The organism is Microbacterium sp. 69-10, assembly GCF_001897945.1.
In the GTDB taxonomy this organism is placed as follows: Bacteria; Actinomycetota; Actinomycetes; order Actinomycetales; family Microbacteriaceae; genus Microbacterium.
Genome location: NZ_MKRT01000028.1, coordinates 214,639 through 237,340 on the forward strand (window position 1 = coordinate 214,639; position 22,702 = coordinate 237,340).

Here is a 22,702-nt window from a genome sequence, read left to right on the forward strand (position 1 = left end):
CTAGTCGTCCAGCAGGTCGGGGCGGCGAGCCCTGGTGCGCTCGACCTGCTGCTCACGGCGCCAGGCCGCGATGGCGCCGTGGTTGCCGCTGAGCAGGATCGGCGGCACCTCCCTGTCGCGCCACACCGACGGCTTCGTGTACGAGGCGTACTCGAGCAGACCGTCCTCGTGCGACTCCTCGACGAGGCTCTCCGGATTGCCGACCACGCCGGGGATGAGCCGGCCGATGGCCTCGACCATCGCCATCACGGCGACCTCTCCCCCGTTGAGCACGTAGTCGCCCAGGCTGATCAGGCGCACCTCGCCCAGCTCGGCGGCGTACTCGAAGACGCGCTCGTCGATGCCCTCGTAGCGGCCGCAGCCGAAGATCAGGTGCTCCCGGGTCGCGAGCTCCCGCGCCGTCGCCTGCGTGAAGACCTCGCCGGCGGGCGAGGGGAAGATGATGGTCGGCCTGCCCGTGTCGGGTGCCAGGGCATCCAGCGCCTCGCCCCACGGCTCGGGCTTCATGACCATGCCGGCGCCGCCGCCGTAAGGGGTGTCGTCGACCGTGCGGTGCCGGTCGTGCGTCCACTCGCGCAGATCGTGCACGTTCAGGTCGAGGATGCCCGAGTCCTGCGCCTTCCCGAGCAGGGACAGCGTCAGTCCGTCGAAGTACGACGGGAAGATCGAGACGACGTCGATGCGCATGGCGCCGTCACTCCGATGCGGTCTGGTCCGCAGCATCCGCTTCGTCGGCGGCGTCCGCGGCCGACGGCAGCTCCTCGAAGAGCCCGGCAGGCGGGGTGACGATCACTCGACCGGCCGCGATGTCGACGGTGGGCACGATCGCAGAGACGAACGGGACCATGACCTCGGCGGAGTCGGTCTTCACGATCAGCAGGTCCTGCGCGGGCAGGTGCTCGACCCGCAGCACGCGGCCGATGACCTGATCGTCGCGGACCACGTCGAGACCGGCGAGCTGATGCGCGTACCAGGCGTCGTCCTCGACCTCGTCGTCCTCATCCATCCAGAGGATGGCCTTGACGAGGGATTCCGCGGCAGTGCGGTCCTCGACGCCCTCGAGGAAGACCACGGAACTGCCGTTCATGACGCGGTAGTCGCGGATCGTGACCGTCTTGCCGTGCCACGCGGATGCCTCCGGCACCTGCAGCGTGAACTCGGCGCCCGGGACGAAGCGGCGCTCCGGGTTGTCGGTGTACAGCTCGAGCTTCAACGCGCCCTTGAGGCCGTGTGCCTTGAGCAGGCGGCCGACGCGGAGCTGGTTCTTGTCGCCCGCCACGTCAGTCGTCCGCGACGTCGACGCGGACGCGACGTCCGTCGGCGAGGGCGGAGATGAGCGTGCGCAGCGCCTTGGCGGTGCGGCCGCCGCGCCCGATCACGCGACCACGGTCATCCGGGTGCACGTGCACCTCGAGGAGGTCGCCCCGGGGCGACGCGGATGCGGTGATGCGGACATCGTCCGGGTGATCGACGATCCCCTTGACGACGTGTTCGAGCGCGGCGGCGAGCACAGCGGATTACTCTGCGTCGGCGGCGGGAGCCTCAGCGGCCTCCGCGTCAGCGGCGGGAGCCTCGACGGGCTCGGCCTTCTTCTCGGCCTTGGGCTTGATGACCGACTTCTTCGACGAGTCGGCCTCGAAGGCGCCCTTGGCCTCGGCGACCTGGACGGTGGACTTGGCGTTCTTGTCGCCCTTGAACTTGCCCCAGTCGCCGGTGAGCTTCAGCAGCGCGGTGACCTGCTCGGTCGGCTGCGCGCCGACGGACAGCCAGTACTGCGCACGCTCGGAGTCGACCTCGATGAACGAGGGCTGCTCGGTGGGGTGGTACTTGCCGATCTCCTCGATCACGCGACCGTCGCGCTTGGTGCGCGAGTCGGCGACGACGATGCGGTAGTAGGGGGCGCGGATCTTACCGAAGCGCTTGAGACGGATCTTGACAGCCACGATTCTCCTGAATGGTGTGGAAAGGAAGATGAACGACGCCTGGAGAGTGGGGTGCACAACCCGGCGGAGGCTCTGATGGGGGAACGGATGCTGGATAGAGGGTCGAGCAGCCGTCCGACCCTCTATTCTGCCAGATCCTCCCGCGGACCGCGAAACCGGGCGACACGGCGTGTGCGGTGGGACCGGGCCGCGTGTCAGACTGTGCGCGTGCCGATCGAATTCGCGCCCTCAGCCCGCTCCACGGTCGGTCTGGAATGGGAGATCATGCTCGCCGATCCCGCCACCGGGGACCTGGTCGGGCGCGCGCCGGAGCTGCTGGCTCAGCTGGAGGCGCAGAGCGCGGCGGAGCGGCATACCGTCACCGGCGAGCTCCTCACCAACACCATCGAGGTCACCAGCGGCGTCGGGGCGACCGTCAGGGATGCCGTGGCCGACATCGCCGCCGCGATCAGTGCGGTGCGGGGCGCGACCGATCCGGCGGGCATCGAGCTGCTCTCCGCGGGCAGTCACCCGTTCGCGCAGTGGTTCAATCAGCGCGTCACCGAGAAGACCCGCTACCACCAGCTCATCGAGCGCACGCAGTGGTGGGGCCGGAACATGATGATCTGGGGCATCCACGTGCACGTCGGCGTGGAGGACCGCAGCAAGGTGCTGCCCATCGTCGGCGCGCTGTCCGCGTTCCTCCCCCATCTGCAGGCGCTGTCGGCGTCGAGCCCCTTCTGGGCGGGCGAGCGCACCGGCTACGCCTCGAACCGCTCGCTGGTGTTCCAGCAGCTCCCGACGGCGGGCCTGCCGTGGCCGGTCCGGACCTGGCAGGATTTCGAGGGCTATCTCGACGACATGATCCGCACCGGAGTGATGCGCGATGTATCCGAGGTGCGCTGGGACATCCGCCCGGCGCCCCGCTGGGGGACGATCGAGGTGCGCGCCTGCGACGGGATGTCGACCCTCACCGAGCTCGCCTCGGTCGCCGCGCTCACCCAGACCCTGGTCGAGTTCTTCTCGCGGGAGCTCGACGAGGGCAGGGAGCTGCCGACCCTGCAGCCGTGGTTCCACCGCGAGAACAAGTGGCGCACCGCGCGCTACGGCCTGGACGCGCGGGTCATCGTGGACTCCGCGGGCTCCCAGGTGCCCGTCCGCGAGCACCTCTCGGCGGTGCTCGACGATCTTCGACCGATCGCGGACGATCTGTCCTGCGCCCGCGAGCTCGAGGGCGTGCGGACGATCCTGCAGAACGGCGCCAGCTACGCTCGCCAGCTCGAGGCGGCGGATGCCGCGGGAGGCGATCTGCACGAGGTCGTGCACCACCTCATCCGGGAGTTCCGTGCGGGTCCCGAGCACTCCGCGGCAGACTGAGCAGCCGCCGGGCCCGACGTCAGTCGTCCTCGACCAGCAGCCGCGCCAGGGTCTCGTCCAGCACCACGTCGGTGACGATCCCTGCGGCGATCGCCGCCCGGAGCGTGCCGACCTTCGCCGCTCCCGAGACGACGCACACCCGGCGGGGCACGCGTCGCAGCCGGTCCAGCCCCAGTCCTGTGGACCGCGCGTTCAGGCGGATGTCTTTCCAGCTGCCGTCCGCCCGGAAGAACACCGTCGCCACGTCGCCGATCGCCTCATCCTCCCGCAGGCTGCGGTAGTCGTCGCGGTTGAGGTAGCCCCCGACGTACACCCTGCTGGGCACCTCGGACTGCGGCGAGCCGAGCCCGAACACGGCGATGTCGGTCTTGGCCTGGAACGCCAGCACGCGGCGCGTGCTGCGCTCCCGCCACATCGCGGCCCGGGTGTCGGGGTCATCGAAGAACGCCGGCACGGGGAACTGCTCGACCTGCGCGCCGAAGGCGTGGCCGAATCGCTGCAGGATGTCGCTGGAGTACTCCAGCCCGCTGGTCTGGATGTTGCCCGCGCCGTTCAGCTGCACGATGGTCGTGCCGTGAGTCTCCTTCTGCACGAGCGCGCGGCTGACCATGGAGATCGTCGACCCCCAGGCGATGCCCACCACCATGTTCGAGTCGATGAACTGCGAGAGCAGACGCCCGGCCGTCAGTGCCACGCGTTCCAGCCGCTCCACCTCGTTCACGATCCCCGACATCGGCACGATGTGCGCCGCGATCCGGAACCGCCGGCGCAGCTGCTCCTCGAGCTGTCCGACGCGCTCGAAGGGCGAGTTGACGCGGATGTCGACGAGTCCGGTGTCCCGCGCATGCGCCAGGAGCCTCGACACGGAGGAGCGGGAGGTGCCCAGCTCCGACGCGATCGCTTCCATCGTCATGTCCTGCAGGTAGTAGAGCTTCGCCGCGGTGAGCGCGGCGGTCACCTTGGCATCCTGTCGCCCCTGATCCGCAGCCATCCGAACCACCTCCGCAGTCAGCTTTGCACATTCGTGCAGAACGTTTGCATGATCCTGCCAGAGGTCGGATGCTGGAGGCAGGGACGAAGGGGACACCATGGTCGACAAGACGCGAAGCACACGACGGGCGGCGGAGCTGGCATCCGTGCGCGAGGCCGGACGGACCACCGTCCTGATCATCGGCGCCGGCATCAACGGCATCTCGCTGTTCCGCGATCTCGCGCTGCAGGGCGTCGACGCAGTCATCGTGGATCGGGGCGACTTCGCCGGCGGCGCATCGTCGGCATCCAGCCACATGATCCATGGCGGCATCCGCTATCTGGAGAACGGCGAGTTCCGGCTGGTCCGCGAATCCGTGCAGGAGCGCAACGGCCTGCTGCGCATCGCACCGCACTACGTGAAGCCGCTGGAGACCACGATCCCGATCTACTCCACCTTCTCCGGCATCCTGGCCGCGCCGCTCCGCTTCCTCACTCACCGCAGCGGCAAGCCCCAGGAGCGCGGCGCCGTGCTGATCAAGCTCGGCCTGACCATCTACGACACCTTCTCCCGAGACGGCGGATCCGTTCCGCGGCACCGGTTCCTGGGCCGCAAGGCGTCGCTGGCCGAGCTCCCCCACCTGGATCCGCGGATCAAGTACACCGCCACCTATTACGACGCCTCCATGCACGATCCCGAGCGCCTGGCGCTCGACGTGCTCCAGGACGGCCGGTCGGCGAACCCGCGCTCGCACGCCCTGAACTACGTCGAGGCCGTCGGCCGTGACGGCGACGGCGTGGTGCTGCGGGATCGTGAGAGCGCCGAGGAGTTCACCGTCCGGGCGGACGTGATCGTGAACGCATCCGGCCCGTGGACCGACCTGACCAACGACGCCCTCGGCGACGCGACCCGGTTCATGGGCGGCACCAAGGGCTCGCACATCGTGCTGGATCACCCCGAGCTGCTCGCCGCGACGCAGGGTCGTGAGATCTTCTTCGAGCACTCCGACGGCCGCATCGTCCTGATCTACCCGCTCAAGGATCGCGTGATGGTCGGCACCACCGACATCGACGCCGATCCGAGGGAGCCTGCGCGCTGCACGGAGGAGGAGGTCGACTACTTCTTCGATCTCATCCACCATGTCTTCCCCGCAATCGAGGTGGACCGCGAGCAGATCGTCTACCGGTTCGCCGGCATCCGCCCGCTCCCCCGTCACGAGGACACCGCTCCCGGCTTCGTCTCACGCGACTACCGGATCGAGCTCGACGAGAGCGGCCCGACGCCGATGCTCAGCCTGGTCGGCGGCAAGTGGACGACGTTCCGCGCGCTCGGCGAGCACCTCTCGAACCGCGTGCTCGAACTGCTGGGACGGCCCCGCTCGGTGTCGACCGCCGGCCTGCCGATCGGCGGTGGTCACGGCTTCCCCCGCACCACGAGGGCTCGTGCGGCGTGGAAGCAGGCGAATCTGCCCGGAGCCGACGCCGCGCGCGGCGATGCGCTGCTGACCCGCTACGGCACCCGCGCGGCCGAGGTCTGGTCGCACATCGAGCAGGAGGACGACCGCCCCCTGGCCGGTGGCGCGCTGTCCCTGCGCGAGCTGGAGTGGATGGTCGAGCACGAGCTGGTCGTCCGGCTCGCCGACGTCGTGCTGCGCCGCTCGAACGTCGCCTTCGTCGGCGACGTCACGGGTGACCTGCTCGTCGAACTGGCCGACGCGCTGGCGCCGCTGATGGGCTGGGACGAGGGCCGCAGGGATGCCGAGGTCGAGGCGACCGTGCAGCTGCTCAACGACGCGCACGGCCTGTCGATCGCCGTCCCGGCGCGCAGCTGACCACACTGGTGAGGACGCGGATCGCCGGAGATCCGCTGAAGGAGGGCCGGATGGCCGAGTACGTTCTGTCGATCGATCAGGGCACCACCTCGAGCAGGGCGATCGTCTTCGACCGCGCCGGCCGGGTCGTGGCATCCGGCCAGAAGGAGCACGAGCAGATCCTGCCTCGCGCGGGCTGGGTCGAGCACGATCCTGCCGAGATCTGGCGGAACGTGCAGGAGGTCATCGGCCTCGCCCTCACCCGGGCGCACCTCACCAGGCACGACATCGCCGCGGTCGGCATCACGAATCAGCGCGAGACCGCCGTCGTGTGGGACCGGCACACGGGTGAGCCCGTGTACAACGCGATCGTGTGGCAGGACACCCGCACGCAGGAGATCGTCGACCGGCTCGCGGCCGATGAGGGCATCGACAGGTTCAAACCCGTCGTGGGGCTGCCCCTGGCGACCTACTTCTCCGGCACCAAGATCGCCTGGATCCTGGAGAACGTCGACGGCGCCCGCGAGCGGGCGGAAGCCGGCGACCTGCTGTTCGGCACCACCGACTGCTGGGTGCTGTGGAACCTCACCGGAGGGACGGACGGCGGCGTCCACGCAACGGACGTCACGAACGCCTCACGGACGCTCTTCATGGATCTGACCACGCTGGAGTGGCGCGACGACATCCTGGAGGCGTTCGGCGTCCCCCGATCGATGATGCCGGAGATCCGGTCCTCGTCCGAGGTGTACGGACGCGCGGAGAGCCGATCGCTGCTGCGCGAGGCGCCCATCGCCGGCATCCTCGGCGACCAGCAGGCCGCCACATTCGGCCAGGCAGCGTTCCAGGCCGGCGAGAGCAAGAACACCTACGGGACCGGCTGCTTCCTGATCTTCAATACGGGCGAGAAGATCGTGCACTCGAAGAACGGCCTGCTGACCACCGTCGGCTACAAGCTCGGCGACGCGCCGGCGCATTACGCGCTGGAAGGGTCGATCGCGGTCGCCGGCTCCCTGATCCAATGGCTGCGGGATCAGCTGGGACTGATCTCGTCCGCGCCCGAGGTCGAGAAGCTCGCCGCGCAGGTGAAGGACAACGGGGGCGTGTACATCGTGCCGGCGTTCTCCGGCCTCTTCACGCCGTACTGGCGCCCGGATGCCCGCGGCGCCATCGTGGGTCTCACCCGCTTCGCGAACCGGAGTCACATCGCGCGGGCGGCGCTCGAGGCCGTCGCATTCCAGACGCGTGACGTGCTCGACGCCGTCAACGCCGATGCCGGTGTCGCGCTGAGCGAGCTGAAGGTGGACGGCGGCATGGTGGCCAACGACGCCCTGATGCAGTTCCAGGCCGACGTGCTGGGCGTGCCGGTGGTCCGCCCCGTCGTGGCCGAGACCACGGCGCTCGGCGCCGCGTACGCGGCGGGCCTCGCCGTCGGGTTCTGGAAGGACCTCGACGAGCTCGCCGCGAACTGGCAGCAGGACCGGCGCTGGGAGCCGGCGATGGATGCTGCCGAGCGGAACCGTCAGCTGCGGCTGTGGCGCAAGGCCGTGACGAAGTCCATGGACTGGGTCGACGACGATGTCCGGTGATCCATAGGCGGCTCAGGGCGCGCGCCCACAGTCGGGGCGTAGCGTCGGCGCCGTGTTCCGGTTGTCTCGAATGACGGATGCTGCACTTGTGGTGACGGTGCTGTGCGGCGTCCTGCTGAGCGGATGCGCAGCCGCGGCGGCGGCGCCTGCACGTACGACGCCCACCAGCGATCCAGTGATCGTCACGATCGGCGACTCGATCATGTCCGGCCATGGTCTCGACGACGGCGAGGACTGGCCGAGCATGCTCTCCCGGCGCACCGGCGTCACCATCGACAACCTCGCCTGCAGCGGGGCGGGATTCCTCGCGGTCGGCACCTGCGGCAAGGACTTCCGGGACCTGGTGGATGCTGCGGCGAGGGATGATCCGACCCTCGTCATCGTGCAGGGATCGGACAACGACGTCGGCCGGTCGGATGCCGACATCGCCGCCGCGACCGAGCGCACGGTCGACGCGATCCATCGCACCATGCCCCGCGCAGAGCTGGTCGGGCTGAGCACGCTCTGGGATCCGTCGGAGCCGAAGCCGTCCGAGATCGACGTCAGCTCCGCCGCGGTGCGCACCGCCGTGACCGCGCTCGGCGGGAGGTACATCGACATCGGCCAGCCGCTGCGCGGAGATCCCTCACTGCTGCAGGACGACGACGAGCATCCGACCGTCGCGGGACAGCAGCGGCTCGTGCACGTGATCCGCGTCGAGCTGGAGCACGCCGGCTACCGGCTCTGACGTGAAGTGCTCAGTTCTTGCCGAAGAGCTTCTGGATCTCGGCCAGGTCGGCCTCGGTCGGCGCCTTCTGCCCGCCGCCGAGCCCGAAGCCCGACCCGGTGGGCGTCGAGTTCGACATCGCGATTCCGGCGTTCTCGGCCGCGCGCTTCGCCGGGTTGCCCGAACGGGATCCGCCCTTGTTCTTGGCGCCCTTCTTGCCGCGCTTGGCCGAAGCCCCCGGCTTGCCCATCGGGCCCATGCCGGGGATCTGCGGGGTGCCGCCGCGGGCGACCGTCTTCATCATCTTGGCGGCCTGCTCGAAGCGCTGCACGAGCTGGTTCACGTCGGTCACGGTCATACCGGAACCACGTGCGATGCGGAGTCGGCGCGAGCCGTTCAGGATCTTGGTGTTGCGGCGCTCGGCGGGGGTCATCGAGCGGATGATGGCCTCGGTGCGGTCGACCTCGCGCTCATCGAAGTCCTCGAGCTGCTGCTTCATCTGGCCCATGCCCGGCAGCATGCCGAGCATCTTCTTCATCGAGCCCATCTTGCGCATCTGCTGCATCTGCTCGAGGAAGTCCTCGAGAGTGAAGGCCTCGTTGGCGAGCTTCTCGGCCATCTTCATGGCCTCTTCCTCATCGAAGGCCTGCTGGGCCTGCTCGATGAGGGTCAGGATGTCGCCGAGGTCGAGGATGCGGCTCGCCATACGGTCGGGGTGGAACGGCTCGAGGTCCTCGAGGTTCTCTCCCGTGGAGGCGAAGATGATCGGGCGTCCGGTCACGGATGCCACGGACAGGGCGGCGCCGCCGCGCGCGTCGCCGTCGAGCTTGGACAGCACGACACCGGTGAAGTCGACGCCCTCCTGGAAGGCCTTGGCCGTGTTGACGGCATCCTGACCGATCATCGCGTCGATGACGAAGAGCACCTCGTCGGGGTCCGTCGCCCTGCGGATGTCGGCCGCCTGCTTCATCAGCTCGGCGTCGATGCCGAGGCGTCCCGCGGTGTCGATGATGACGACGTCATGCTGCTGGCGGCGGGCGTGCTCGACACCGGCCTTGGACACCTGCACAGGGTCGCCGACGCCGTTGCCCGGCTCGGGGGCGAAGATCGCCGCTCCGGCGCGCTCGGCGACGACCTGCAGCTGCGTGACGGCGTTCGGGCGCTGCAGGTCGGCGGCGACCAGCAGCGGGGTGTGCCCGTCGGCCTCGAGCTGCTTCGCGAGCTTTCCGGCGAAAGTCGTCTTGCCCGAGCCCTGGAGCCCTGCGAGCATGATCACGGTCGGCGGGGTCTTCGCGAACTCCAGACGGCGCTGCTCGCCGCCGAGGATCGCGACGAGCTCCTCGTTGACGATCTGGACGACCTGCTGCGCCGGGTTCAGCGCCTTGTTGACCTCATCGCTCAGGGCGCGCTCGCGCACCTTCGCGGTGAAGTCCTTGACGACGACGAGCGCGACATCCGCGTCGAGCAGGGCGCGACGGATCTCGCGGACGGTGCCGTCGACGTCGGCGGGGCTCAGCTTTCCCTTCGTGCGGAGGTTGCGGAAGGTCTCGGTGAGCCGATCGGAGAGCGTGCCAAAGGTAGCCATGGTGCCTCTGATTCTACGGGAGCGCAGCCGCCTGTCTGAGCGCCGCCCTCAGCTGGTCCTTGGCGCGCTGGTAACGGCCGCGCGCGGTGGAGGCCGGGATGCCGAGCAGGCCTGCGGCATCCGCGACGCTCAGACGCTCCCAGTGCACCAGCCGGACGAGCTCCGCGAGTTCCGGCTCGAGCCGGTCGATGGCGTCGCGCACCTCGGCGCCTTCATCCGCGGGCGGCGCCGTGGCGGACTCCCGCACCTGCAGTCGGATGCGATCGGCCAGCGCCCAGCGCCGGCGCTGCCCTCGGGAGTGATTCAGCAGAGTGCCACGGGCGATGCCGAACAGCCACATGCGCGCGCGTTCGTCGTCGGACGGGAGCTCCTTCACCCTGCGCCAGGCGACGACCATGGTCTCGCCGAGCAGGTCCGGCGCGTCATCCGCGCCGACGCGTCGCTCGAGGTAGGCGAGAAGATCGGATGCCGAGGACTCGAGCGCGCGCGTGAGCGGCTCGACGCTGGGCGTCACTCGCCGCCCTCGCCGCCCCAGTCCTCGCCCTCGCAATGGAGCTGGCTGCGACTCTCCGTTCCGGCGAGGTCCCCGGCTCCGCTGTCGTAGCCGTGCGCCTTGAGCTCCTCGTGCAGCGCCGTGGAGAGCGCCTGATCGTGGGCCTGCCAGGCGTTGAGGTCGGCGAGCCGCGGGTCGGGGTCGGGGTCTGCGGCGGCCTTCTGATCCGCCTCGATCTGCGCCAGGTGCTTCGCCGCATACGGATCCGCGGCGGCCTCGACATCCGTGTTCGCGAACCACTCGTCGATGACCCGGTTGACGTCCGCCTGGATCAGCGGGTTGTGCGTCTCGAACCCGCTGTACCGGATCTCGCACTGTCCCCACGTCGGCGACGTGTACGTGTAGCTCCGGTCCGGATTCTCCAGTCCCTGCCCCCAGGGCCAATCCGAGTTGGCCGTCGCTATCCCCGCGCCGCCCATCAGCACCACCGCGAGCGCGCCGCTCAGCAGCGCGATCCGCCGCCGGGGTCGCTTCTGCGGGCGAGCGGTGTCGCGGGCGTCGTGCACCATCTGCGCCAGCGCGGCGTCGCGCCCGCTCCCCCGGTCGGCGAGATGCGGAGCGGAGCGGTCGAGCAGGACATCCATCGGATCGGACATGAGCGCCTCCTTCAGCGGCTTGCACTCATGACCTGTCCGGCGGACCGCGAAACGTCCGCTCAGCCCCAGGGAAGATCATGGATGCTGCGCAGCGCCTCGTCGAACTGTGCCTCGAGCGACGCCTGCCCGGCGCCCTGCTCCGCCCACACCCGCAGCGACGACAGCACGGCGGTGGCCAGGGCCGACCCGAGGATGTCCGCGCGGATCTCGTCGATCCCCGCGCTCCTCGCCGCTGCCGCGACCGCCGAAGCGATGCGCGCGTGGCGCAGCCCCGTGTCGCGCAGCAGCTCCTGCTCGAGCCCCATGGCCGCCGCGTTGCGCAGCGCGAGCGCGAGCGGGTCGGGCGCGAAACCGTGCACGATCGGCAGCACGGCCGCGCGCACCGACGGGCCGTCGGCGCCCCGGCCGAGTGCGGCCAGCGCGACGGAGGCCGCGGCGATACGGGCATCCAGCCCCGACCAGAGCACATCGCTCTTCGAGGAGAAGTAGTTGAAGAAGCTCGATCGGCTCACGCCGGCACGCTGCGCGATGTCGACGACGGAGGTCGCCTCGTACCCCTGCTCCAGGAAGAGCTCGCACGCCGCCTCGGCCAGCGTCTCGCGCGACGACGCCCTCGGCCTGCCTGCTCGCGACTCGGTTGCCATGTCCGTCAGCGTAGCGTCATGCCGATGCGCGACAAGCCCCGCGGAGAGGCGTAGGCTGTACCGAGCCGCTTTCTTGCACTGCATCCAACAACCATCGGGAGCGATCATGCTCGACATCCGGATCGCCGGTCTCGCACCGGAGTTCGTCCCCTACCTGGACGGGTGGGAGCTGCAGCGCAGCATCCACCGCGAGGTCGTCGCGGGCGACCGGCCCGACACGCTCCTGCTGCTCGAGCACGAGGCCGTCTACACGGCCGGCAAGCGCACGGAGCCGCAGGAGCGCCCCCAGGACGGCACACCGGTGGTCGATGTCGACCGCGGTGGCAAGATCACCTGGCACGGCCCCGGTCAGCTCGTCGGCTACCCGATCGTCCGCCTGCCCGAGCCGATGGACGTCGTCGCGCATGTGCGCCGCATGGAGCGCCTGCTGATCAGCATCCTGAAGCCCCTCGGCGTCGACGGGTACCAGGTCGAGGGCCGCAGCGGCGTGTGGGTGCGCCGGCCGCTGTCCGAGGACAAGGTCGCCGCGATCGGGGTGCGCGTGCAGCAGGGTGTGACCATGCACGGCTTCGCGATCAACTGCGACAACTCGCTGGCCGGATTCCGCGGCATCATCCCGTGCGGCATCACGGATGCCGGAGTGACGACCGTCAGCGAGATCGTCGGCGCCGACGTCTCCCCCGCCGACATCGTGCAGGCCGTCTCCGACGCCTTCGCCGCCGAGTACGCCACCGAGACCCGCAAGGAGGTGGCCGCATGAGCGCCGCCCACCCCGACGGACGCAGGCTGCTGCGTCTGGAGATCCGCAACTCCGAGACCCCGATCGAGCGCAAGCCCGAGTGGATCCGCACCAAGGCGAAGATGGGCCCCGAGTACAAGGCGCTCCACTCGCTGGTGAAGGACGAGGGGCTGCACACGGTCTGCCAGGAGGCCGGCTGCCCCAACATCTTCGAGTGCTGGGAGGACAAGGAGGCGACCTTCCTGATCGGCGGATCGCAGTGCACCCGGCGCTGCGACTTCTGCCAGATCGACACCGGCAAGCCCGCCGACTACGACACCGACGAGCCGCGTCGCGTGGCGGAGAGCGTCACCCGGATGGGCCTGCGCTACGCCACGGTCACCAGCGTCGCCCGTGACGACCTGCCCGACACGGGCGCGTGGCTGAACGCCGAGACGGTCCGGCAGATCCACGCCCAGAACCCGAACACCGGGGTCGAGCTCCTCGCCAACGACCACGGCGGGAGGCCCGAGAACCTGAACCAGATCTTCGAGGCCCGCCCCGAAGTCTTCGCGCACAACGTCGAGACCGTGCCGCGCATCTTCCGGCGCATCCGCCCGGCGTTCACCTACGAGCGCTCGCTGAACGTCATCACCCAGGGTCACGATGCGGGCCTGATCACCAAGTCCAACCTCATCCTCGGCATGGGTGAGGAGCCGGAGGAGGTCGTGCAGGCGCTCCAGGACCTGCACGACGCCGGCTGCGACATCATCACCATCACGCAGTACCTGCGGCCCTCACCGCGGCACCTTCCCGTGGCGCGCTGGGTCAAGCCCGACGAGTTCGTCGAGTTCAAGGCCGAGGCCGAGCGGATCGGCTTCCTCGGCGTGCTCGCCGGTCCCCTGGTCCGGTCGTCCTACCGGGCCGGGCGCCTGTGGGCGCAGTCGATGATCTCGAAGGGCCGCGAGATCCCGCCGCACCTCGCGCACATCGCGGAGAGCGCCGACCTGGGCTTCGCTCAGGCGGTGTGATGTGCTGTCCCGGTGATGAGTGCTAGTCGGCGCTCATCACCGAGATCACCGAGCCGTTGTCGGCGAGGTTCACGAGCAGCACATCGTCGGTGGCATCCGCGTCCAGCGCGTACTCCATGACGGCGAACGGATCGGTCCCGCCGTGCTCGTCGGCGAGGATCGTCATGCTCATCAGGCACAGCGAGCGGATGATGTCGACCGCGGCGTCGCCGCTGATGTCGACCAGCACCTCCTCGAGCTGATCACCGTAGGCCTCCTGCTGCTGCAGGATGTACTCGGTGACCTCGCTGGTGCGATCGTCGACTTCGGCCAGCATGGCGCGGCGCACCGTGGCATCCAGGTCCTCGATGCCGGAGATCAGAGCAGCGGCGACGTCGAGCGCCTCCTGAGAAACGTCCTCCTGGTCGGGAGCGGTCAGATCGACCGTCACCGACTGGTCGCCGAAGTCGACCCGCTCGGTCCAGAAGATGGCGCCGTCGGGCCCCGAGGAGAGGACTCCGAAGTAATCGTGTTCGATCGCCATATCGCTATGAAACCAGCCTCTCCGCCCGTCCGGTAGTCCTACGCGCCGACAAGCGCCGACACGAAGACGTGCGGGGTGAAACCGGTGAGATCGTCGATGCCCTCGCCCTGCCCGAGGAGCTTCACCGGGATGCCGGTGCGCTCCTGCACGGCCAGGATGAAGCCGCCCTTCGCGGAGCCGTCGAGCTTGGTGATCACCAGCCCCGTGACGCCCGCGTGCTGGAGGAACGCCTCCGCCTGCATGACGCCGTTCTGGCCCGTGGTGGCGTCCAGCACGAGCAGCACCTCGCTGATCGGGGCGAGCTTCTCCACCACCCGGCGCACCTTCGACAGCTCGTCCATCAGGCCGCCCTTGGTGTGCAGACGGCCGGCGGTGTCGATGATCGCGATCTCCGTGCCGTGCTGCTTGGCGTACTCCACCGTCTGGAAGGCGACGGATGCGGGGTCCTGACCCTCGTGCTGGGGCCGGACCATCGCAGCGCCGCCGCGCTGCGCCCAGGTGGCCAACTGCTCGACCGCGGCCGCACGGAAGGTGTCGGCTCCGCCGACCACCACGCTGCGCTCGAAGCCGCGCAGGAACTTGGTGAACTTGCCGATGGTCGTGGTCTTGCCGACGCCGTTGACCCCGACGACCAGCACGACGGCCGGACGCTCGGTGAGCTTGAGCGTGGTGTCGAACTGCGCGAACCGCTCCTCGAGCGTCTCGCGCAGCATCCGCTGCAGATCCTTCGGATCGGTGGTGCGGTAGCGATCCACCTTCTCGCGCAGCTCCTCCAGCAGCGCCTCGGTGATGTCGGGGCCGAAGTCCGCCGTGATCAGCGCGGTCTCCAGGTCGTCCCACGTCGTCTCATCGATCGTGGGTTTGACGAACATGCCGCGCAGGGCGCGGCCGAGGGACCAGGACTTCTCCGCCATGCCTCCAGCCTATCCAGGCGACGGCCGGCGGGTTCTCAGGCGGATGCCGCGGCGCGGTCGCCCACGCGCTGACCGACCACGGCCGAGACACCGTCCTGGCGCATCGAGACTCCGTACAGGGCGTCGGCGATCTCCATCGTGCGCTTCTGATGGGTGATCACGAGCAGCTGCGAGTTCTCGCGCAGCTGCTCGAACACCGTCAGCAGCCGCCCGAGGTTGGCGTCGTCGAGCGCTGCCTCCACCTCGTCGAGGATGTAGAACGGGCTGGGCCGCGCCTTGAAGATCGCGACCAGCAGCGCGACTGCGGCCAGGGACCGCTCTCCACCCGAGAGCAGCGAGAGCCGTTCGATCTTCTTGCCGACCGGACGCACCGCGACCTCGATGCCCGTGGTGAGCATGTCGTCGGGGTCGGTCAGCGAGATGCTCCCGGATCCTCCGGGGAACAGCAGCGGGAACACCTCGCCGAAGGCCTGCCTGGTGTCCTCGAAGGCGCTGGCGAAGATCACCTGCATCCGCTCGTCGAGGTCGGCGATGATCGCCAGCAGGTCCTGCCTGGTCTTCGTCAGATCGGCGAGCTGCTCGGTGAGGAAGGCATGCCGCTGCTCGAGCGCTGCGAACTCCTCCAGCGCGAGAGGGTTGACCCGGCCGAGCTGAGCGAGCTTGCGCTCGGCGTCCTTGAGCCGTCGCTCCTGGATGCGCCGGCCGAACGGGATCGCGGCGTCCTCGTCCTGCTCCTCCGCGCCCGGATCCCGCGGGACCGGCTGATCCGGACCATATTCCGCGATGAGAATATCTTCGTCCAGCGCGAGCTCAGAGGCCACGCGCTCGAGCAGGCTCGTGAGGTGGAGCTTCTTCTCGTGGATCTGCAGCTCGAGCCCGTGCACGCTCTCGGTGAGCCCCGCCAGGCGCTCGCGCAGCGAGCCCTCCTGGGCCCGCAGGCCGGTGAGCTCCTCGTTGTGCGCGGAGCGCTCCGCCTCGGCTGCGGCGAGGGCCACGCGCGCCTCGGCGACGGAGCGGTCGATGGAGTCGAGCACCCGCGGCACCTCGTCGGCGACGGCGGAAGCCGCTTCGCGCTGCGCCCGGCGGATCACGGCGCGGCGGGCGGCCTCGGCCGCGGCGTCGCGCTCCTGTTCGCGCTGCCGCTCCAGCGACACGACCCGGGCCTGCGCAGCGCGGACGCGCTCGCGCAGCGTCTCGATCTCGAGGCGGGCGCGCACCTCGCCCTCGCGCGCCGACTCCAGCGCCTCGAGCAGCCCGTCACGGGCGGATACGTCGAGCACCGGCCGCGGCTCGGACTCGGATGCCTCCAGCTCGGCCTTCGCGCGCTCGGCGGACGCCTCGGCATCCGCCACCGTGCCCTGCACTTGGGCGAGCCCGGCCTCCAGACGCTCGCACTCGGCGACCGCGGCCTCGTGACGCACCGTCACCCGGTTCACCTGCTCGGCGTGCGTGGCCAGGGCCGCGTCGTGCTCGCGGAGCGCGCGGAGCGCATCCTTCGCGCGGCGCCGCGCGTCCTCGACGGCTTCGGTCGAGCCCTCGCGGGCCTCGCGCAGTTCGGCGACGGTCTCCCGCACCTCGGCGAGCCGCTCCGTCGCCGCGTCCCGTTCCGCCGCCAGCTCCAGCCGTGAGGCCTCCCCCGTGCCGGCCCGCATCGTGTGCGCCGTGATGACCTCGCCGGTGCGGGTGACGACGGTCGTGCGCGTGTCCGCGAGCGCGTCGAGCGCCAGCCGTGCGGTGCGAGCGGCATCGAGGTCGTCGGCGACGAGCACGGCGGCGAGGATGCCGCGGATGCCGGCCGGTGCGTCCACGACCTCGGCTGCCGAGACCACGCCCGGCACGTCCAGGGCCACGGGGGTCGCAGCGAGCGTGGTGTCGGCGATGACGAAGTCGACGGTTCCGCGGGCACCTCCGGAGGACACCAGCGCGAAGGCGTCGTCGACGCCGTCCACGAGCACGCCCTCGGTGAGCGGGCCGAGCACGGCGGCGACGGCCGCCTCGAAGCCGACCCGCACCTGCACGGCGTCGCCGACCAGCCCCCGCACGCCGGATGCCCCTGACGCGACGATCTCGGCGGCGCCGCCGGAGAGCGACAGCGCGCTGCCGAGGGCGGCGGCCTTCGCCGTCAGAGCATCCGCCTCGCGCTCGGCCTCGTGCAGCCGCTCGCGCAATGAGTCGCGATCGGTCTCCGCGGCCGAGACCAGCTTCTGCGCTTCGTCGTAGGCGGCCGCGTACTCCGCCGCGGATCCGTCGGGCGCCTCGGCATCCGCGATCGACTCCAGCGCCTCCTCCGCTTCGCGGCGTCGAGCGTGCGCGGCCTCGAGCGCGTTCTCCTGGCGCAGCACCGCTCCTCGCACGGCTGCGAGAGCGGATGCTGCGGCGTCCGCGTTGCCGCGCAGGGTCGTCAAACGCATGTCGTACTGCGAGACCAGTGCGCTCTGCTCGGCGATGTCGACGTCGAGCGTGTCCAGCTCGGCTCTCGCGTTGACGACCTCGCGACTGGCGGCAGCGGCGGCGTCCTGAGCATCGCCCAGACCCTCGGAGATCCTGGTGATCTCCTCCTTCGCCTCGTCGATCGTGTCCTGCGTGACGGTGATGGCTGTGATCGTGTCGTCCTCGCCGCCGAGCAGCGCGAGACGCTGGTTCGCGAGCGTGAACAGGCTCCTCATCCGCTCCTGCGCCTGCTCCAGCCCGAAGGCGATGCGCCGCGCCTCGTCGACCGCAGCCGAGTTCTGCTGGGCCTCCAGCCGCTGGATGCCGGTCCGCACCGTGTCGAGCTGGTCCGAGAGCACGATCCGCTCGGTGTGCCGCTCCTGCTCGGTGCGGGTGTGGTCGGCCAGCGCGGTGCGCAGCGCGACCACGTCGTCGGCGAACAGGCGCGCCTTCGCATCGCGCACGACGGCCGCGATCCCCGCCGCCTCACGGGCGATCTCGGCCTGCCGTCCGAGCGGCTTCAGCTGACGCCGGATCTCCCCCGCCAGGTCGCTGAGGCGCGTCAGGTTGGCCTCCATGGCGTCGAGCTTGCGGAGGGTCTTCTCCTTGCGCCGGCGGTGCTTGAGGATGCCGGCGGCCTCCTCGATGAAACCGCGGCGGTCCTCCGGCGACGCCTGCAGCACGGTGTCCAGACGCCCCTGACCGACGATCACGTGCATCTCGCGGCCCAGGCCGGAGTCGCTGAGCAGCTCCTGCACGTCCAGCAGTCGGCAGCTCGAGCCGTTGATGGCGTACTCGCTGGAGCCGTTCCGGAACAGCGTGCGGCTGATGGTGACCTCGGCGTAGTCGATCGGGAGGGCGCCGTCGCCGTTGTCGATCGTGAGCTGCACCTCGGCCCGGCCGAGCGGCCCGCGGGTCGACGTGCCGGCGAAGATGACGTCCTCCATCTTGCCGCCGCGAAGCGTCTTCGCCCCCTGCTCGCCCATCACCCATGCGAGCGCGTCCACGACGTTCGACTTGCCCGAGCCGTTGGGACCGACGATGCAGGTGACGCCGGGCTCGAACACGAACGACGTGGGCTGCGCGAAGGACTTGAACCCCTTGAGCGTCAGGCTCTTCAGATGCATGCCGGGACTCCGAGCGTCGGAAGGGCGTCATCGGTCGGGGGAAGCACGCCCATCCGCTACCCGAAAGCCGCGGAACGGCGGGGATCCCGCGCTGCGTCGGGTGCGATCCCGAGCGGTCGCCCGATGGCCGGCCCAAGGGGCGACACGCCGACGACACGCCCGAATGCTTGACTCCGCTGGGAACTTCCCGCTAGCGTGACTCACCGATCACAAGAGAGGAGGTCACCGATGATGATCACAAAGCTGAACGGCGTCACTCGCACTGCCGGCAACGTGTCGGCGAAGTCACCACGTATCTCGGTGGCCTTCGCACGCACGGCCGCATAACGCCGCACCGCACCTCTCACGACTCGTCAGACGCTCCGCGTCCGGTCGATGATCGTCGCCCCACGCATCGCGCGGCTGGCGCCCCGCCCGTTCCAGGGCGATTCCCGGCACGTCCGCTCGGCTTCTGAGCGCGTGTCCTCCGGATGCCACCGGCATCGCATCCGCGCGCCTCACCGGCATCCGCTTCGTTCCCCACCATGAGAACAAACCGACAGAAAGCGCACACATCGTGAGCACCTCCTTGCTGACCGATCGTCAGCACACCACGTCCATCCACCCGCCGGATACCGAGGATCGTCAGATCCTCAACATCCCCGACCAGGCGGCCCTGCAGCGGCTCCCGCTGTCCGACCGCCTCAGCCTCCGCATCGGACTCTGGCTGCTCGAGCGGGGTCTGCACAACGGCGAGACCGCCGATGACGCACCACGCCCCCGCCGCAGCCATGGCGTCACCGAACACGAGGCCATCACCCTGCTCGCCTTCGATCTGCAGAGGGGCCTGCGATGAGCATCGCGACCGAGAACACCGAGAACACGCCCATCGCACTCCCCGCAGGCGCGACCCTTCGTCCGCTCGAGCTCCCCGCTCGGGCGGACGCGGGGCCGACCGCCCTGATCCGCGAGTACGCGGAGGTGCGCAACCGCTCCATCCTGGAGACGACCGGCCGCGAGGACGACTTCCTCACGCCGGAGGCGCTCCTCACCGGCCTGCGCAGCACGGCTCAGCGCACCCGTCGCCAGTGGTACGTCGAGCGCGACGGCGCCGTGATCGGATGCGCGGCGCTCGACGTGCTCCTCGACGGAGCGGGCGACACCGCGATCATGACGGTCGCCGTGCCGCAGGCATCAGCCGGCCAGGGCATCGGCCGCGCCGTGTACGAGCACGTGGAGGCCACCGCCCGCGCGCTGGGCGTGACCAGGCTCCAGCACTGGGCCGAGCACCACGACGACGCGGGCACGCTGCCCGTGCTCGAGGCCCCCACCGGCTTCGGCTCGATCCCCGCCGATCGCTCCGCGGTGTTCCTCGAGCGCAGCGGTTTCACGCTCGAGCAGGTCGAGCGGGCCAGTGCACTGGTCTGGGAGGCCGGCACGGCGGACCATCTCCGCACCCTGCACGCCGCCGCCCGGCAGCACGCGTCCGACTACCGGATCGTGTCCTGGAGCCTGCCGACGCCCGCCGAGCACCGCGACGGCTACGCCTGGCTGAAGTCGCGGATGTCGACCGACGTCCCGGATGCCGAACTGGGCACTCCGGAGGAGGTCTGGGATGCCGCCCGGGTGATCGAGCAGGACGAGCGCATCATCCGACGCGGGTGGTCGGCGCTGGTCACGGCCGCGCAGCACATCGGGACCGGCGAGCTGTGCGCCTTCAACGAGCTCTCCATCGCGGCGGACGAGCCGACGAGGAGCACCCATCAGTGGGACACGCTCGTGCTCGCCGAGCATCGTGGACATCGGCTCGGGATGCTCGTGAAGACCGCCGGGCTGCTCGCCTGGCGCGAGCGCCACCCCGAGTCGCCCCGCGTCGTCACCTACAACGCCGAGGAGAACCGGCCGATGCTCTCGATCAACGAGGAGATCGGATTCTCCCCCATCGCCTACGAAGGCGCCTGGAAGAAGGAACTCGTATGACATACCCCACCGCCGACCTGACGGTCACCGAGGTCGCCGTCCCCGCTTCGCTGGACGATGCGGATGCTGCCGACTTCATCGCAGCCGTGGCCCTGAACAATGCCGTGTGCCTGGCCGACAGCGGTGTGGACGATTACGAGCGCACCGCCGCCGAGATGCTGCCGCTGTGGAAGGACCGCACCGACCACGTGCACCGCACCTTCATCGCGCGCGCCGGCGACAGCATCATCGGCGCGATCTCGCTGAACTGCGGGGTCGCCGAGCCCACCAGCGCGGAGGTCGACCTGATGGTGCTCCCCGAGCACTGGCCCACGGGCGTCGGGCAGGCACTGCTCGACCGCGCCGAGGAGGAGGTGCGCCTGCAGGGCCGCCGGGTCCTGCAGGCGTGGACCCTGCACCCGGCCGTTCCCGGCAGCGAGACCCTGACGCCGAAGACGGGTTGGGGCGTGATCTCGTCGAGCCCGCACACGCGCCTGCTGGAGCGGAACGGCTTCGCGCTCGAGCAGGTGGAGCGCAGCAGCGGCTTCGATCTGCAGGCCGACCTGTCGACGGTCGAGCGGATGCTGTCGGGGGCGATCGCAGCGGCGGGACCGGACTACCGCCTGGTCGAGTGGAACCTGCCGACGCCGCCCGAGCAGCGCGACGGCTACGCCTGGGCGCTCTCGCGGATGTCGACGGATGCTCCCAGCGGAGACCTCGAGATCGACGAGGAGACCTGGGACGCCGCCCGCATCGCCCGCCGCGATGCGCGAATCATCGGTGGCGGCCAGACGATGTCGGTCGCCGCGGTCGAGCACGTGCCCACCGGCACTCTGGCGGCGTTCAACGAGCTGGTCATCGGCGAGGACCCCACCGGTGTGACTCATCAGTACTGCACGCTGGTGCTGAAGGAGCACCGGGGGCACCGGCTCGGTCAGCTCGTGAAGTGCGGGAACATCCTGCGCTGGCGCGGCATCGCCCCCGCGTCGCCGAGGATCTCGACGTTCAACGCCGAGGAGAACCGGCCGATGCTCGACATCAACGAGGCGATGGGATTCGTCCCGCGGGCGTACGCCGGCGCCTGGCAGAAGCGCCTGGACTGAGCGCGGAATCGATACCCGGGTCGCTGACGCAGCGATCCGGGTACGATCCGCCGCCGCCCGCGGCGGCGAACGCTGGGTACGCCATGGACCCGACGGTGACCGGCAGCGGCTTCGGGCCGGCTCCCTGGCTGCTCGGCATAGGTCTGCTGGCCGCGTGCGCGGTCGCCGTCCTGATGGGACTGCTGCGACGGGCGGAGCTGCGCACCACCGCGCTGCTCGAGGAGCGCCTCGACTTCGTCAGACGCGATCAGGAGAACCGCGAGCGCCAGATCGCCGGCGCGGAGCGCTCCCGGATCTCGGGTGAACTGCACGACGTTCTGGGACACTCCCTCACCGTCATCGTGGCGCAGGCGCGAGTCGCTCAGTTCACTCCCGCCCGCACCGCTTCGGCGCTGGAGGTGATCGAGGAGACGGCCCGCACCTCTCTCCGCGAACTGCGGCAGACGCTGCGCACACTGCAGGAGGGGCACGCGGATGCCCCGTCTCCCGCGCCCGCGACCGCGGACGCACTGGCGGAGCGGATGCGCGCTCTGGGCCTGGCAGTGGACCGTCGCGTCCAGGGCGAGCCGCGTCGACTCGGCCCGGACTCCGAGCTCGCGCTCGGCCGCTTCCTGCAGGAGGGGCTCACGAACGCGCTTCGGCACGGCACCGGCCGCGTCGACTGGGTCGAGGACTGGCGAGACGACCTGGTCGCGATCCGATTGAGCAACCACGCTGCCCGCGGCGCGAGGACGGGTGAGGGCACAGGACTGGGGCTCCCCGCGATGCGGAGGCGGATCGTGGCCGTCGGCGGCCACCTCGACATCGAGCCCGACGATCCCTTCGCCGTCGTCGCCACCGTGCCCTACGCGACGGCGGCCTCCCGAGGCGCGGGGGCGGTCCGATGATCCGCATCCTGGTGGCCGACGACCAGCCGCTCGTGCGGGCCGGCATCGTCGCGACGGTCGATGCGCAGGCCGACATGGAGGTCGTCGGGGAGGCGGCAGACGGCATCGGGGCGATCGAGTCGGCAGACCGCCTCGCGCCGGACGTCGTGCTGATGGACATCCGGATGCCCGGGATCGACGGAATCGAAGCCACCCGTGCCGTGCGGGAGCACGATCCTGATCGGCGGGTGCTGATCCTCACCACGTTCGACGCCGACGAGCACGTGTACGCCGCGCTCCGGG

General features: G+C 70.1%; 23 protein-coding genes. 11 read left to right on the top strand and 12 right to left on the bottom strand.

The window, feature by feature from the left end:
- From trmD to rpsP, 4 genes are read right to left on the bottom strand one after another with little or no spacing between them, the layout of a single operon-like run.
- Window positions 1-687: a tRNA (guanosine(37)-N1)-methyltransferase TrmD gene (gene trmD / locus BGN97_RS15600; protein ID WP_292703427.1), complete on the bottom strand. Its 687-nt coding sequence runs from the start codon at window positions 685-687 to the stop codon at window positions 1-3.
- A 7-nt stretch (window positions 688-694) separates the two neighbouring features.
- Window positions 695-1,279 (bottom strand): ribosome maturation factor RimM, encoded by a 585-nt coding sequence (gene rimM / locus BGN97_RS15605; protein ID WP_292703430.1) that lies wholly within the window; start codon window positions 1,277-1,279, stop codon window positions 695-697.
- A gap of 1 nt (window position 1,280) precedes the next feature.
- A complete protein-coding gene (locus BGN97_RS15610; protein ID WP_071644715.1) occupies window positions 1,281-1,511 on the bottom strand; it encodes an RNA-binding protein in 231 nt (76 codons plus the stop codon).
- 6 nt (window positions 1,512-1,517) lie between these two features.
- Window positions 1,518-1,943 (bottom strand): 30S ribosomal protein S16, encoded by a 426-nt coding sequence (gene rpsP, locus BGN97_RS15615; protein WP_285632614.1) that lies wholly within the window; start codon window positions 1,941-1,943, stop codon window positions 1,518-1,520.
- A 207-nt stretch (window positions 1,944-2,150) separates the two neighbouring features.
- Here rpsP and BGN97_RS15620 point away from each other — a divergent pair, with 207 nt between their 5' ends.
- The gene (locus BGN97_RS15620; protein ID WP_292703438.1) at window positions 2,151-3,299 is read left to right on the top strand and encodes a glutamate--cysteine ligase; all 1,149 of its coding nucleotides are present in this window, start codon (window positions 2,151-2,153) and stop codon (window positions 3,297-3,299) included.
- 19 nt (window positions 3,300-3,318) lie between these two features.
- Here BGN97_RS15620 and BGN97_RS15625 read toward each other — a convergent pair whose 3' ends face one another.
- A complete protein-coding gene (locus BGN97_RS15625; RefSeq protein ID WP_292703441.1) occupies window positions 3,319-4,290 on the bottom strand; it encodes a sugar-binding domain-containing protein in 972 nt (323 codons plus the stop codon).
- Window positions 4,291-4,387: 97 nt separating this feature from the next.
- Here BGN97_RS15625 and BGN97_RS15630 point away from each other — a divergent pair, with 97 nt between their 5' ends.
- Genes BGN97_RS15630 through BGN97_RS15640 form a run of 3 tightly spaced genes read left to right on the top strand, consistent with a single transcriptional unit; the run spans window position 4,388 to window position 8,392 of the window.
- Window positions 4,388-6,100: a glycerol-3-phosphate dehydrogenase/oxidase gene (locus tag BGN97_RS15630; RefSeq protein ID WP_292703444.1), complete on the top strand. Its 1,713-nt coding sequence runs from the start codon at window positions 4,388-4,390 to the stop codon at window positions 6,098-6,100.
- Between the two features lie 50 nt (window positions 6,101-6,150).
- Window positions 6,151-7,665 carry a glycerol kinase GlpK gene (gene glpK, locus BGN97_RS15635; RefSeq protein ID WP_292703447.1) on the top strand — a complete coding sequence of 505 codons (1,515 nt, stop codon included), beginning with the start codon at window positions 6,151-6,153 and terminating at the stop codon, window positions 7,663-7,665.
- Window positions 7,666-7,717: 52 nt separating this feature from the next.
- Window positions 7,718-8,392 (top strand): SGNH/GDSL hydrolase family protein, encoded by a 675-nt coding sequence (locus BGN97_RS15640; protein WP_292703450.1) that lies wholly within the window; start codon window positions 7,718-7,720, stop codon window positions 8,390-8,392.
- 10 nt (window positions 8,393-8,402) lie between these two features.
- Here BGN97_RS15640 and ffh read toward each other — a convergent pair whose 3' ends face one another.
- The 4 genes from ffh to BGN97_RS15660 are packed head-to-tail and all read right to left on the bottom strand — an operon-like array spanning window position 8,403 to window position 11,749.
- Window positions 8,403-9,956, bottom strand: coding sequence for a signal recognition particle protein (gene ffh, locus BGN97_RS15645; protein ID WP_292703453.1), 1,554 nt, complete (start codon window positions 9,954-9,956; stop codon window positions 8,403-8,405).
- Window positions 9,957-9,969: 13 nt separating this feature from the next.
- Entirely contained in the window at window positions 9,970-10,470 is a 501-nt protein-coding gene (locus BGN97_RS15650) for an RNA polymerase sigma factor (protein WP_292703456.1), read from the bottom strand.
- Window positions 10,467-11,105 carry a hypothetical protein gene (locus BGN97_RS15655; protein WP_292703459.1) on the bottom strand — a complete coding sequence of 213 codons (639 nt, stop codon included), beginning with the start codon at window positions 11,103-11,105 and terminating at the stop codon, window positions 10,467-10,469. Before BGN97_RS15655 ends, BGN97_RS15650 begins: the two co-directional genes overlap by 4 nt.
- Before the next feature lie 59 nt (window positions 11,106-11,164).
- Entirely contained in the window at window positions 11,165-11,749 is a 585-nt protein-coding gene (locus BGN97_RS15660) for a TetR/AcrR family transcriptional regulator (protein WP_292703461.1), read from the bottom strand.
- Window positions 11,750-11,855: 106 nt separating this feature from the next.
- Here BGN97_RS15660 and lipB point away from each other — a divergent pair, with 106 nt between their 5' ends.
- Complete coding sequence (gene lipB, locus BGN97_RS15665) at window positions 11,856-12,509, top strand: lipoyl(octanoyl) transferase LipB (protein WP_285632647.1); 654 nt, start codon at window positions 11,856-11,858, stop codon at window positions 12,507-12,509.
- On the top strand, window positions 12,506-13,498 hold the full coding sequence (lipA, locus tag BGN97_RS15670; RefSeq protein WP_292703464.1) for a lipoyl synthase: 993 nt from the start codon (window positions 12,506-12,508) through the stop codon (window positions 13,496-13,498). The genes lipB and lipA overlap by 4 nt, the downstream gene beginning before the upstream one ends.
- A 22-nt stretch (window positions 13,499-13,520) precedes the next feature.
- On the opposite strand, the gene BGN97_RS15675 is transcribed toward lipA, so the two are convergent.
- From BGN97_RS15675 to smc, 3 genes are read right to left on the bottom strand one after another with little or no spacing between them, the layout of a single operon-like run.
- Entirely contained in the window at window positions 13,521-14,021 is a 501-nt protein-coding gene (locus BGN97_RS15675) for a DUF2004 domain-containing protein (protein ID WP_292703467.1), read from the bottom strand.
- A 38-nt stretch (window positions 14,022-14,059) separates the two neighbouring features.
- The gene (gene ftsY / locus BGN97_RS15680; protein ID WP_292703470.1) at window positions 14,060-14,935 is read right to left on the bottom strand and encodes a signal recognition particle-docking protein FtsY; all 876 of its coding nucleotides are present in this window, start codon (window positions 14,933-14,935) and stop codon (window positions 14,060-14,062) included.
- Between the two features lie 35 nt (window positions 14,936-14,970).
- Window positions 14,971-18,492: a chromosome segregation protein SMC gene (gene smc / locus BGN97_RS15685; RefSeq protein WP_292703473.1), complete on the bottom strand. Its 3,522-nt coding sequence runs from the start codon at window positions 18,490-18,492 to the stop codon at window positions 14,971-14,973.
- 556 nt (window positions 18,493-19,048) lie between these two features.
- On the opposite strand from smc, the gene BGN97_RS15690 reads away from it, so the two are divergent.
- From BGN97_RS15690 to BGN97_RS15710, 5 genes are all read left to right on the top strand, one after another.
- Window positions 19,049-19,327 (top strand): hypothetical protein, encoded by a 279-nt coding sequence (locus BGN97_RS15690; protein WP_292703476.1) that lies wholly within the window; start codon window positions 19,049-19,051, stop codon window positions 19,325-19,327.
- Complete coding sequence (locus BGN97_RS15695) at window positions 19,324-20,451, top strand: GNAT family N-acetyltransferase (protein ID WP_292703478.1); 1,128 nt, start codon at window positions 19,324-19,326, stop codon at window positions 20,449-20,451. Before BGN97_RS15690 ends, BGN97_RS15695 begins: the two co-directional genes overlap by 4 nt.
- Window positions 20,448-21,533: a GNAT family N-acetyltransferase gene (locus tag BGN97_RS15700; RefSeq protein ID WP_292703481.1), complete on the top strand. Its 1,086-nt coding sequence runs from the start codon at window positions 20,448-20,450 to the stop codon at window positions 21,531-21,533. Before BGN97_RS15695 ends, BGN97_RS15700 begins: the two co-directional genes overlap by 4 nt.
- An 83-nt stretch (window positions 21,534-21,616) precedes the next feature.
- Complete coding sequence (locus tag BGN97_RS15705) at window positions 21,617-22,420, top strand: histidine kinase (protein WP_292703484.1); 804 nt, start codon at window positions 21,617-21,619, stop codon at window positions 22,418-22,420.
- Window positions 22,417-22,702: response regulator transcription factor (locus BGN97_RS15710; RefSeq protein WP_292703486.1), on the top strand; the 286-nt coding region annotated here is incomplete at its 3' end. The genes BGN97_RS15705 and BGN97_RS15710, both read left to right, overlap by 4 nt.